Source organism: Corallococcus sp. RDP092CA, assembly GCF_041903675.1.
Classification (GTDB): Bacteria; Myxococcota; Myxococcia; order Myxococcales; family Myxococcaceae; genus Corallococcus.
In genome coordinates, this window is record NZ_JAYESI010000014.1 from 167,292 (window position 1) to 181,454 (window position 14,163).

Sequence of the window (14,163 nt, forward strand, 5' to 3'; positions counted from 1 at the left end):
CTGGAGGCGGGCGGAAACGAAGTGGACGTGCTGGGCACGGGTTTCCTGCAGAGCTGCACCGTGAAGGTGGGCGGCGCGGTGGCCGCGGTCTCGCAGGTCTCGACGGACGGCAAGCGCGTCCGCGTGACGGTGCCGCCGGGCAAGGCGGGCGCCGCGGCGGTGGAGGTCATCAACCCGGGTGGCCTGTCGCACGTGCGGCTGGGCGCCTACCGGTACCTGTCGCCCCCGTCGCTGGCGGCGGTCCAGCCGGCGCGCGCGCCGTACAGCAGCCGGCAGGTGGTGACGCTCACCGGCCAGGGGCTCTTCCCTGGCTCGCAGGTGTCGTTCGGTTCGGTGCCCGCCCGCTCGGTGACGTTCACCGATTCCGGGGCGCTGCTCGTGGAGGTCCCGGATGACGTGACGGGCCGCGTGGACCTCACGGTCCTCACGCCGGGCACGCCGCCCCAGCAGGCCACGCTCGCCGGAGGCTTTACCTTCACGCTGGCGAAGCGCACCCAGCTGGACGGACAGGGCCAGGTGGTGGCGCGCAAGGACCATCGGCTGTTCGTGGCCCGGGATGGGTTCCTCACGGCGTTGGACTTCTCCGTCCCGGGGAGCCCGACAGTGGTGGGGACGGTGACGGGCGTGACGCAGCCCGTGGACCTCGCGCTCCATGGCGACTCGCTGTTCCTCGCGGGCCAGGGCGAGGTCGTCCGCTACGACGTGTCGTCTGGTGCGTGCGCGCCCCAGCCGCTGGCGACGTGTGGCCCTCTGGAGCAGGACCGCGTCGCGCTCGCGCCGAGCTCGGGCGTCACGCTCCGCGCGGTCGCGGCGGGCGATGCCGGCGCGTACGTGGCGGTGGCCGGCGGCAACGAGCTGGCGCTGCTGGCCCCCGTGAACGGCGTGTACGCGGTGGTCGCGCGGACGCTGCTCGACTCGGGCACGGTGCTGGACCTGGACGTGGTGCGGGGGGCGCTGGTGGTGCTGGTGCAGGACGGCGGGATGGGCGCCCGCCTGGAGGTGCGCAGCACGGAGAGCGCGAGCCTCACGCGTCTGCGCGAGGTCTCCCTGCCGGGTACGAGCTACGGCGGTGACGGCGCCCTGACGCACGAGGGGGCGCGACTGGCGGCCTCCGTGGGCGGGCAGCTGCACCTCTTCGACCTGACGGACGTGGAGGCGCCGGTCTTCGTGGCGTCCGCGCTGGATCCCAGCGGGGGCACCTCCGGCACGCTGTCGCTGTCGGGCCCGTGGCTCCTGGCCGCACAGGGTGGCCGGGTGTCGTGGCTGGACACCACGCAGGGGCTCCAGGAGCGTACGTTCGCGGATGGCCTGGGCCTCGTGTCGGACGTGGCGGTGATCAACGGCGTGGCCGTGGCCGCCACCTCCTCCAACAGCCTGCACGTGTTCAGGGTGCCGTACCCGACGGTGGACGGGATGTCGCCGCTGCCCGGTGACAGGGTGGCGCCGGGAGCGTCCGTCTCCGTGGCCCTGGCCTCGGAGCTGTCCAGCTCGGTGACCCTGGCGTCCTCGCTGGCGCTGTGGGATGGCGCGCTGCAGGTGCAGGGCACGCTCGCGCGCTCGGGCCATGCGCTCGTCTTCACGCCGGGGGCGGCGCTCGACCCGTCGCGTTCCTATGCGGCGCGGCTGGGCCTGGGCGCGGTGCCGGATGTCGTCGGCGGCACGGTGCTGGGAACGTGGGACTACCCGCTGCGCGCGGGAGGGCCGGCGGTGTCGCTGAGCATCTCCTCGGTGACCCCGGACACGGGCCCGGTGGCGGGCGGCGTGACGGTGAGCGTGCACGGGACGGGCTTCGATGCGAGCACTCAGGTGTTCATCGGCGGCATCGCCGCGCCGCTCGTCGCTCCGTTCGAGGAGACCGAGCTGCAGGTGAGCCTGCCGCAGGCCATCGTCGCGGGGCCCGCGGACGTGCGCGTGCGGCGCGCCTCGGATGGCGTCGAGGCCGTGGCGGCTTCGCGCTTCCTGTACGTCGCGCCGTTGTCGTTCGCGAGCGTGACGCCTCGCGCGGTGGACCTGGTGGGAGGGGCGGTGCGCATCGCGGGCGCGGGCTTCCACCGTGGCCTGGAGGTGCGCTTCGACGGCGTGAAGGCGTTCACCCAGAACCTGACCCCCAGCCGCGTGGACGCGCTGGTTCCGAGTGGAGACGAGCGACACCTGACGTTGACGCTCAGCCAGGCGGGCGCGACGCCGGTGGTGGTGGCGCAGGCGGTCTACCGGGGTGACGTGCGTGCCCCCGCCGTGGAGCGCGTCGAGCCGATGGCCACCGTGGGCAACCAGAACGTCCCGCTGGACGCCGTCTTCGACGTCCACTTCGACGAGGCGCTGGCGAGCACCAGCCCGCAGGGCTTGAAGTTGCTGCGCCATCCCTCCGGCGTGGCCGTGCCGGGTACCGCGAGTCTGCTGAGCGACAATCGCACCCTGCGCTTCACTCCGAGCGATTCGCTGACGTCCACCACGTCGTACGCGGTGAGCGTCACGGGTGTGGCGGACGTGGCGGGCAACATCACGCCCGCCTTCACACAGGTGTTCCGTACGGTGGACACGGTGAAGCCCACCCTGCAACTGCGCCGTGCCGGTGGCGCAGCGGTGGTGGATCAGGCGCGCTTCGCGGTGGAGGTCGCCTGGTCGTTCCAGGTGGTGGCCACCGATGACAGCGGCGGCTCCACGACGACCACCCTCAAGGTGGACGGTCAGCCGGTGACGGCGACGAACGGCATCTACCGTTACACGTGGCCGCTGTCCGCGAAGGGGTCGACCTCCGTGCTGACGGCCACGGCGACGGACGCGAGCGGCAACGTCAGCGACCCGCTGACGGTGACGGTGGAGGTGGTGGAGGACTCGCCTCCGGACGTCTCCTTCCAGCAGCCGCTGGCGGACGGGACGCGCACCGAGGGCGAGACCCAGGACATCATCGTCGTGGCGTCCGACAACCACGGGCTGACGTCCGTCGAGCTGCACCTGGATGGCGTGCCCTTCGCGCGGCTGGACGGCTTGAGCGGCACGAGCGCGACGCTCACGCGCACGCTGAGGCTGGACCCTGTGCCGGGGACGGACCTGCAGGCGCAGCGCGTGCTGACCGCCTATGCGACGGACACGGAGGGCCAGGTATCGGCCTCGGAGCCGCGCGTCATCACGGTGACGCGCGACGCGCAGGCGCCCACGGTGGTGCTGCGCTCGCCGGTGGAGGGAGGCCGGGTGGTGGGTGGTGCGGAGCTGGCGCTGGAGGCGCTCGCGTCCGACGCGAACGGCGTGGTGTCGGTGGAGTTCTTCGTGGATGGCACCTCGATGGGCGAGGCCCGGAAGGCCCCATGGACGATGGCCTGGAAGGCGCCGGTCGTGACGTCCAGCACATCGCACGCGGTGACCGTGGTCGCGAAGGACGCCCGTGGCAACGCGGCGGAGGCCGTTGCCCACTTCACGGTGGAGCCGTCGTCCGCCCGTCCGTACGTGGCGTGGAACGTGCCCGCGCAAGGGGCGTCATTGCAGGAAGGGCGTCCCTTCGAGGTCTGGGTGGACGCCGCGGCCTCGGCGGGTGTGGCCTCGGTGCGGGTGCGGGCGGGCATGGAGGAGCGGATCCTCACGAAGGCGCCCTGGCGGACGACGTTCGTCGCGCCCGTGCTGGAAGCGGGCTTGGCGCCGTTGGCGCTGGAGGCGCAGGTCACGGACAACGAGGGTGGCACGAGCACCGTGATCCGCCGGCAGGTCACGGTGGTGGACGACGGCCAGACGGCGGTGGGCGTGTCGCTGGCGCAGGAGCCGGACGGGACGTTGCTGCTGGGCGGCTCGACGCTGGTGCTGACGGGTGCCACGGATGGCGGGGTCTCGCCTGTCCTGACCGCGCAGGTCGGGAGCGCGAGCCTGCCGGTGCGGCTGGGTGCCGGCGGAGTCCAGGGCGAGGCGCAGTTGCCGGAAGGGCCCGAGGGCGCGCAGGTGCTGACGCAGGCCTCGGTGACGGTCGCGGGCGGTGCTTCGGCGTCGGTGGAGCACTCGGGAGCGCTGGCCGTCCTGTCCAGTGGTCAGGTGGCGCGGGTGGACGACTCGGCGGATTCGATGACGCCGGTGGCGCTGGTGTCGCGAGGCGACCGGGTGCTGGTGGTCCGCTCGGATGGCAGCGGCGCGGGTGTGGTGGAGCTGCGCTCGCGGCAGACGGGCGCGAAGCTCGCGACGCAGGACGTCCTCGGAACGCCGGTGGGCGCGGCCTTCGTGGGGGATGCGGTGGTGGTGGCCGTGAGCCGGAATGGCGCGGGGACGCTGGAGCGCTTCTCGCTGTCCACGCTGGACTCGCGGCCGCAGGAGTCGACGTCGCTGGTGCGCGCCCCGCTGGCGATGGATGAGGCGGGGGGCTGGCTCGCGCTGGGCACGGACGAGGGCGTGGAGGTGCGTCGCGCCAACGGCAGCCTGGCGGGCCGTCTGCGCCTGGGCGCGGTGAAGGGCGTGTCCGCTGAGGGGGACCGGCTCTTCGCGCTCACGGGCACGGACGTCATCGTGGTGGACGTCTCGAAGCCTCACGCGCCGAGGGAGCTGTCCCGCTCCTCGCTGGGGACCACGGGCTTCACGACTGTCGCAGCGCTGGCGGACGGCGGCGTGTGCGCGGCGGGCGCTGGCGTGAAGTGCTTCGAGCTCGGCGCGGGCAACGCGCTCGTCGCTCGGGGGGAGACGGCGATGGGCGCGCCCGCGGTGAGCGCGGGTGCCTTCGGAGAGCTGCTGGTGGTGGGCACCGCTGTGGGGGCTCGCGTGCTGGACGTCCGCGGTGCACCCGCCGTGGCCGGCGTGTATCCGGCCGTGACGGGGCCGGCGGTCCTGGTCCCCGGAGCGCTCGTGGGCGGCCTGTCGCGTGGCATGGCGAGGCTCCCGGTGGTGCGTGGGTCGGCCACGCCGAACCTGACCTGGGGGCTGGAGCCCTCCACGTCCGCGGTCCAGGGCTCACGCCTGACGCTGAGCGCGCAGGTGTCGGATGATGCGCTTCCGCTCAACGGCTTCACGGCGGAACTGTCCGTCAACGGCGTGGTGGTGGACGCGAGGGATTCGAGCTTGCCGAAGTGGGTGGACCTGCCCGCCACGGGCAGCGCGGCGACGGTGGAGCTGGTCGTGAGGGACCTGGCCGGACGCCAGGCTCACGTCTCCAGCCAGATGTCGCTGACGGAGCCCGTGGGTGGACCCGTGCTCGCCTCGGTGGATGCCCCTCCCTTCGTGGAGGAGGGGACGACCTTCGCCGTGAGCGCCGTGCCGGTGAATCCGGCGCAGGTGGTCAACGTGGAAGTCACGCTCGCGGGCGGGGCGCCCGTCCTGCTGCCGCCTCCTGCGTTCACCGGAGGCCTGCTCGCGCCGACCGTGACTGACGAGACGCCGATGCAGGTGTCGTTCGTGGCCATCGACGCCCAGGGGCGCCGGGGGCCGGCCCAGGTGCGCCCGGTGACCGTCCGCAACGCCACCGGTGCCGCGCCGGCCGTAGCGCTGGAGCGCCTGGATGGCTCGGGTGACTCCGCCATCGAGGGGCAGCTCGTGACGGTCCGTGCGACCACCACGCTGGGCTCCGCATCCACGGTCGTGAGCTTCCGGCTGGATGGCGTGGAGGTCGCGTGGGGGACGGGCCTCATCGTCGACGCGACGGTGCGGATGCCGCTGGTCGTGGGCTCCCAGCAAGTGGTGTTGAGCGCGGTGGCGTGGGAGGCGGGCCGCGAGTCCGCCCCGGCGACGTGGAACCTCACCGTGCTGGATGACCTGACGAAGCCCACCCTCTCCATCGAGACGGATCCATCGGGACCGGTCGTGGCCGCGGGCACCGAGCTCGAGGCGACCGCCAAGGTTACGAATGAGCTGGCGCTGGAGCGCGTGTCGTTGGAGCTCTGGTCCAGTGGGGTCCGTCAGGCCCGGGCGGGAGCCGTGCTGCGCTTCCACGTCCCCGAGCAGACGCCGCCGGGAACGGTGCTGGAGCTGCGAGGTCGCGCCGAGGACCGGTCTGGCAACGTGCAGACGGTCACGGTGCAGCGCACGGTGGTGTCGCCGGCGCAGCCTGACGACGCCACCACCGTGGCGTTGAGCGGAGCCACGAGCGTGACGCGGCTGGGCGAGCGCGTGTTCGCCATCCATGCCTCGGGTCTGTGGATTGGGAAGGTCACCGGGACGGCCGAGGCGCCGGCGTTGGAGGCCCTCGGGACGCTCACCACGCCGGTCGCGCCCAAGGCCCTCGCGGTGATGGGCGAGCACGTGGCGCTGGCCCTGGGGGGAGCTGGCCTGTGGCTGGTGGACGTGAGGGTACCCGCGTCTCCGGTCGCCGTGTCCCGAATCGAAGGCAACTACACCACCGTCGCCGCCTCGGGTGCCTTCTACGCGGGCCGCATGGATTCCACCTCCCTCGTGTTGGAACGGCTGGATGTGGGCGAACCCTCCGCGCCAGTGCGGACGAACTTCACACAGGGGGGCAACCTGTCGCTCGCCGGAGCGGGGATGCAGGGCCCGTGGATCTGGACCGGTGGCGCCTCGGGCCTCCTGGTCTTCGAGGCTCAGGGGACCTCTGGGCTCTCGTTCTCGCCCGCCGTCGGTCGCGTGGCCCAGATGGATGGGGAGCGGATGGTGGTGGGCACGGATCGCTCGCTGGTCGTGTGGACGCGCGAGACGAACAACGTGCTGACCAAGGTGGCGACCCTGGAGCTGCCGTCGGGTGTTCGCTCGATGGAGGTGGTGCGAGGCGTCGCGTATGTGGCGGGGGATGACGGCTGGCTGCGCGTGGTGGACCTGCGTGAGCCGACCTCTCCACGAATCCTGTCGCGCACGGCACTGGACGCGAGCGGTCTGTCGATGGGTGGGGGGCTTCTGTTCGCCGCGGTCCCCGAGGGCGTGCGCGCGATGCGCCTGCCCGTGTCCACCGCGGGCGAGTCCGTTGGGGCGGTGATCCTGGCGGACACGGCGCTGGGGCTGACGCCGTTCCGTGGCGGAGCGCTGGTCGCGGCGCGGACGGCGGGAGTCCACGCGGTGTCCGTGGCGGGCGGCGTGGCGCCGTCCGACCTCGGGGCGCTGCGTACGGGCACGGACATGCGGCAGGTGGAGCGCGCGGGCAGGGACGTGTTGGTGTTGAACGGTCAGGTCCTGAATGCCTACGCGGAAGCGGCCAACGGGACGTTGACCGGGCCGTCGGCGGGCAACACGGCCCTGGCGTCACTTGGAAACGTCGACCGCTTCGCGGCGTCCGCAGGTCGTATCTGGTCCGTGTCGGCAGGGACGTTGAAGACGCTGCGCTGGCCGACGCCGGATGGCGTGAACTCGCTGCTGCTGGGCAGCGCCGTGCTGGACGTGGCGGGCGACGAGCAGCGTGCGCTGGTGGCATTGGGCGCTCAGGGCGTGGCGGTGGTGGAGGTGGCGCCGTCCGGCCAGCTGCGCCGTGTCGCGACGCTGCCGGTGAATGCGTCGACAGTGGCCCTGGCGGGGCCGCTGGCGATCGCGGGCGGGGCGTCGTCGTTCTCGGTGTTCACGCTGGCGGATGGGGAAGAGCCCCAGTTGGTGGGCACGGTGCCGACGGCGGGAGCGGTGCAGCGCGTCCGGCTGGAGGGACGGCTGGCGCTCGTGAGTGAAGGCTCCTCGGGCGTCGAGCTGTGGCACCTGCCGGAGGGCCAGCCGTTCTCGCTCAAGGCGACCCTGGCGGCGGCTGCGGCGACCGATGCGGTGGTGACGGCGGGCCGGGTGCTGGTCGCATCCGGCGCGGACGGAGTCCAGGCCTTCACTCCTCCCACGGGAGTGCTGCCGGCGGTGCGGCTGTCCGCGCCGACGGAAACGCAGGTCGTGGAGACGGGGGGCCAGGTGAACCTGACCGCCGTGGCCACGGGCGTGGGGCTGGACAGCGCGGAGCTGGTGGTGGACGGCCAGCCGGTGGTGGCGCTGGACGAGTCGATGCCGGATGCGCGCTGGACGGTGCCAGGTGGCTCGGTCGCGGGTCAGCAGCACACGCTGCAGGTCCGCGTACGCGCGGCGGGCGGGACGGAAGCCCTGTCGCCCGCGCTGAGGGTCGAGGTGAAGGCCCCGACGACCGAGGCGCCGAAGGTGGCGGTGACATCGCCCACGGCGAACAAGCAGCTGTTCTCAGGGGCCGCGGTGTGGGTCGGCGCGCGTCGCACGGGTGGCGTGGCGCCGGCCACGGTGGTGGCGCGCCTGGGAACGCTGTCGCTGGGCCGGCTGCTTCCGGACGTGGCGGATCCGACGCTCTACGGAGCCACGGTCCGGCTGCCGGTGGTCGAGTCGACCCTGGACACGACGCTCACGGTGTCACTGTCGGATGGCGCGGGCCGTGGGGTGGAGGCCGCCATCCCCCTGAAGGTGCTGCCGGATGTGGCGGCGCCGAACCCGCCTTCCGGCCTGCCCTCGGTGCTTCGCGCCGGGCCATACGTGAACACGTTCCAGGTGAACGCCCAGGACGACGGGGTGGTGTGGCTGGAGCTGGAGAAGGACGGCGTGGTGATCGCGACCACGTCCGAGGCCAATGGGAGCGCTGGTCTCCCCTACAGCCTGCTTCTCCCCGAGGCTTCAGTGGGCAAGCAGGTCACGTTGAAGGCGACGGCCTATGACGTGGCGGGCCACAGCACCTCCGTGGAGAAGACCTACACAGTGGAGCCGGATGGCTCGAAGCCGCAGGTGTCGTTCTCCGTCAACTCGCCCCCCACGACCGCCATCGAGGGCAGCACGGTCACGGTCCAGGCCTCGGCTACGGACCCGGACGGGGACCTGGCCAGCATCCGCCTGTTCGCGGATGGCGAGGAGCTCGCTTCGAGCACGACGTCCATCGTGACGACGAGCTTCACGCTGCCGCTCCGCGCGCAGAAGGAGCAGGTCGTCTTCCGCGCGGTGGCGACGGACAGCCGTGGCCGCGCGAACGAAGTCGAGCGCACGACGGTGTTGAACGACAATACGCCGCCGGTGCTCACGTTCACGGTCAGCCCCAGCGCCCCGCGCGAGGGGGATACGGTGAACGTCTGTGTCCAGGCCGTGGACAACGGCGGCATCCAGTCCTTCATCGCCACTGTGGGTGGGGACCAGATGGTGGCGCAGGCGTCGTGTGGAGCGGCCTGCGTCCGCAAGTGCGTGGACTACTCCCTGGGTGCCGGGACGACACCGATCCATGTGGAGGCGAGTGCCATGGACGACCTGGGCGCGGTGACCACGGACGCGAGGGACTTCCCGGTCACTGCCAACGAGTCGCCGAAGGTGACACTGGCGATGCTCAGCAGCCCCCTGAGCAAGGGATTCGGCGCGGTGTTGTCCGGAACGGTGACGGATGATCGCGGCCCGCTCGCCTGGGCGGAGTTCCGGGTGAACGGTGCGCGTGTGGGGAACCGCGTGGAGAACGCGCCTTCAGGCGCCGTGTTGAGCCAGACCTGGGTGCCCACCTCTGTGGGGCCGGTCACCGTCTCGCTTGTCGCGCAGGACCGGATGGGCCTGATTGGCGAAGCCAGTCAGGACGTGACCGTGGCGGAGCCGGTCCAGCCCACGGAGACCACGGATGTCATTGCCGCGGATGACATGAGCTTCGAAAACCAGGACATCGTCATCCAGGGGAACAAGACGCTGCGCATCGACGGCGCCCACACGTTCCGCAACCTCTATGTACTCTCCGGCGCGACGCTGACGCACAGCCTGCAGGATGTCTCCGGCGCGAAGTTCCTGGACCTGACCGTGACGCAGGAGGTGCGCGTCGACAGCAGCAGCAAGATTGACGTGAGCGAGCGAGGGTACCTGGGAGGTTGGCAGGGGGGGAATGCACAGCGTCCGGGACGGACGGCGGGGAACGTGTCGTCCGAGTTGATGGTGTCGGCAGGCAGCCATGGTGGATTCGGATATGCGCAGGCCTGGTACAGCGTGCAGGAGCAGATGCCCGTCTATGACGACGAGCGGAACCCGTCGGACTTTGGCTCGGGAGGCTCTGGCTATTCGCAAACGCAGCCAGGAGGAAATGGAGGCGGGTTGCTGCGGCTGACTGCGGGGAGCCTGAAGCTGGATGGCAAGCTCATGGCCAATGGAGGCGGTTCTGGTTCATCGTACGGAGGAGCGGGCGGAGGCATCCGCGTGGACGTGGGGGCGTTGACGGGAGCTGGCACTATCGAGGCGATAGGCGGCAGAAGTAATGGTTATGGAGGCGGTGGTGGCCGGGTCGCTGTCTTCTATGACACGGCGCTCAGCAGCTTTGACTGGAGCCAGATTTCCGCCCGTGCCGCGCCCAATGGAGGCGTGGGGACGGTGTATCTGAAGGGCAGCCAGCAGCCGAATGGCGAGCTGGTGATGGATGCCGGGGGCGCTGCCCCCCATGCCACGCTTACGGGACGTACGCCGGTGCCGGGCGGGGCGTATGAGCGCTTCGTTGTCCGCAACGCCGCGAAGGTGGACGTCACGGACCCCCTGAGCACCCCCATCTTCCAGGTGGATCACGGAGATGTGATCTTCATGGGGGGACTGACAGGGAGCTTCACCTCCCTGCAGGTATTGGGTAGCAGCACGGTCGATCTACGGCAGCCCTGGGCCTTCGGAGAAGGCATGGCGGTGGAGCTGGGCGAAGCGTCGACCTTGAAGGTCGTGGGGGGCGCTCCGCTACGGCTTTCGAGCCTCACGGTCCTGGGGAACAATACGAAGCTGGCGTTGAACGGGAGCGCGGACGATGTGCCACGAGCCCTGGAGTTGAATGTCAGTGGTGTGATGACGGTGGGAAGCGGGGCCTCCGTCGACGTGAGCGAGCGAGGGTACCTGGGAGGTTGGCAGGGGGGGAATGCACAGCGTCCGGGACGGACGGCGGGGAACGTGTCGTCCGAGTTGATGGTGTCGGCAGGCAGCCATGGTGGATTCGGATATGCGCAGGCCTGGTACAGCGTGCAGGAGCAGATGCCCGTCTATGACGACGAGCGGAACCCGTCGGACTTTGGCTCGGGAGGCTCTGGCTATTCGCAAACGCAGCCAGGAGGAAATGGAGGCGGGTTGCTGCGGCTGACTGCGGGGAGCCTGAAGCTGGATGGCAAGCTCATGGCCAACGGAGGCAGTTCTGGTTCTTCGTACTACGGAGGAGCGGGCGGAGGCATCCGCGTGGACGTGGGGGCGTTGACGGGAGCTGGCACTATCGAGGCGATAGGCGGCGGAAGTAATGGTTATGGAGGCGGTGGTGGCCGGGTCGCTGTCTTCTATGACACGGCGCTCAGCAGCTTTGACTGGAGCCGGATTTCCGCCCGTGCCGCGCCCAATGGAGGCGTGGGGACGGTGTATCTGAAGGGCAGCCAGCAGCCGAATGGCGAGCTGGTGATGGATGCCGGGGGCGCTGCCCCCCATGCCACGCTTACGGGACGTACGCCGGTGCCGGGCGGGGCGTATGAGCGCTTCGTTGTCCGCAACGCCGCGAAGGTGGACGTCACGGACCCCCTGAGCACCCCCATCTTCCAGGTGGAGTCAGCCGATGTCTCGTTGACGGGAGAGGCGCCGCATCACTTGCAGGAGGTGAAGGTGTCTGGGAGCAATGCCTCCGTGTTGCTGAATCCCAACACGAATGGGTCCCCACAGCCCCTGGTGCTGGAGGTCACCGGAACGCTGGAAGTCGGAAGCGGCGCCTCCATTGACGTCAGCGGTGCAGGGTATCTGGGCGGCTGGCAGGGCGTGAACCAACAGCGCCCCGGTAGGACGCAGGGGAATGTCTCGACAGGTCAGCCCGCTTCTGGCGGCAGCCATGGTGGCTACGGGGCAACAGGTTCCAATTCCACGGTCGTGCCTCTCTATGACGACATTTACGCCCCGTCGGACTTCGGCGCGGGTGGCTCGGGTGGTTCCACCAGCTCCTCGAAGGGCGGAAACGGCGGCGGGGCCCTCTGGGTGAAGGCATCCAGCCTGAAGCTGGACGGTTCCATCAAGGCCAATGGCATCAACGGAAGCACCTACGGTGGCGCGGGCGGTAGCATCCGCGTGGATGTCTCGGGTGCCATGACCGGCGCCGGCAGCATTGACGCGGTGGGAGGTACGGCTGGCGGCGGTGGGCGGGTGGCCATCACCTACGACACGGCGAGCAGTACCTTCGACTGGAGCAAGATCTCCGCCAAGGGGGGGGACCAGGCAGGCCCGGGCACGGTGTATCTGAAGGGCAGCCAGCAGCAGTACGGTGCGCTGTCTGTGGATCACAAGAGCGGCAATCTGGACCGGACGAAGGTGCAGGCGACGCAGGTGCCAGCGGGCCACTATGATCGCTTCGAGGTCCGCGGCAACGCCTGGGTCGAAGTGGTGGGAACCTTCCCGGAAGGAAGCGTGCTGGAGGTTTCGGGTTCAGGAACAGGCGTGACGCTGCAAGGTGGCGTGATGCACCGGCTTTCGGCCTTGAAGGTGAGCGGACTCAATTCCTCTGTGGCTGTCCAAAGCCGTGCGGACGGACAGCCGTTGCCGCTCAAATTGGACGTTGACTCGGTAGAGGTCGGAAGTGGTGCGTCCATCAACGTGAATGGCGCGGGGTACCTGGGGGGATGGCAAGGCGTGAACACGCAGCAGGCGGCACGGACCACCGGGAACGTCTCGACGGGCCGGGCGGACACCCTTGGGGGCAGCCATGGTGGGTACGGGTCTGTCGATTCCAGCACGGTGTCTCCCATCCCAACCTATGACGATATCCAGAACCCCTCCGACTTCGGTGCGGGAGGTTGGGCCTCCAGTTCCACGCAGAAGGGGGGCAATGGCGGCGGGGCCCTATGGCTGAAGGCGGACAGCCTGAGACTCGATGGCGTCCTTGAGGCGAATGGAACCTACCCGTTTGTTTACGGCCGAGGAGGCGCGGGCGGCAGCATCCGTTTGGAGGTGCGCGCGCTCACGGGCACCGGAGCGGTGGCGTCCGCGGGAGGCAACTACGGCGGTGGTGGGCGTGTGGCGGTCTACTACGACGCGGCGGCGACGCTGTTCGACCTGAGCAGGGTTTCGGCGCAGGGAGGCGCCTCCGCGAAATCCGGCACCGTGTTCTTGAAGGGGAGCCAGCAGATGAACGGTGAGCTCGTGTTGGATCAGCTGAGCGTCGGTGCGAACCGTGAGCAGACCCGGCCCACGCCCGTCCTGGGTGGAACCTATGAGCGCGTCCTGGTACGCAACAATGCCTTTGTGGAACTGGCCGACGCCGTGTCGACGCCTGTGCTTCAGGTGGAGGGTACTGGAACGGTGCTGGTGCTCAGCGGAACCCAACCCCGGGTGCTCTCAAGCCTGAAGATCACCGGCCTCGATGCGGCGCTGGAGACCGGTCGGGCCGCCGATGGCAGCCCGTTGACGCTGGACCTGGACGTCAGTGGAACGGTGGAGGTGGGGACTGGCGCCTCCATCAACCTGACCGGAGCTGGCTACCTGGGTGGATGGCGAGGCGTGAATACCCGACAGGAGGGACGGACGGTGGGCAATGTCCCGGCGGTGACGGTCAACCTGAGCGGCAGCCACGCGGGCTATGGCGCTGCGGCAAACTCCGTGGTCGTGCCCACCTACGGTGACTACCAGATGCCCGCGACCGCCGGTTCGGGTGGATCCGGTGGCGGCAATGGGGCGCCGGGTGGCAATGGTGGTGGCGTGTTGCGGCTGAAGACGGCCAGCCTGATTCTCAATGGTAAACTGCTGGCGAATGGCATGGACAGTGGTTCCGGCTACTATCCAGGCGCGGGCGGTAGCGTCTGGCTGGATGTGCTGTCATTGACGGGGGAGGGGTTCGTTGAGTCGAACGGAGCCTCTGGCGCGGGCGGCGGGCGCGTGGCCATCTACTACGAGTCTGCCAGCACCACCTTCGACTGGACCCACCTCTCCGCGACGGGGACGACGTCCGGTGGACCTGGCACGGTGTACGTGAAGGACCATCAGGAGCCCTACGGCGACCTCATCGTCGACAACAACAACGCCGCCAACTTCAACCCAAGTTCGGCGCGTGCCACCTTGCTGCCCGCGACACCTTTCGGACAGCAGACCTTCCGCAACCTCACCATCACCCGCAAGGCCTCCGTGGCCACGCCGGATGTGCTGACCGTCACGGGCACGCTCACCGTGGACTCCAGCTCGCGCCTGCAGTCGGCGAACCTCAACCTGCCATGACCCGTCCTGCTCGTGACCGGAGCGCTTCCGCGCTCCTCCCGTCTGCCCGAATCACATCTGTTCTCTTCCTGACAGCCCTGCTCGCCACGAGCTGCCGTGACGAGGACGTGG

Annotated in this window: 1 protein-coding gene (cut by a window edge); it reads left to right on the plus strand. The window is 70.0% G+C overall.

Going from position 1 to position 14,163, the window contains the following annotated elements; all coding sequences use genetic code 11:
- On the plus strand, window positions 1–14,052 hold the 3' end of the coding sequence (locus U8525_RS17550) for an Ig-like domain-containing protein (protein WP_374267104.1). Its footprint begins 19,470 nt before the window's first position; the window shows 14,052 of its 33,522 coding nt (coding positions 19,471–33,522); its start codon lies off the left edge, out of view; the stop codon is at window positions 14,050–14,052.
- Window positions 14,053–14,163: the final 111 nt, after the last annotated feature.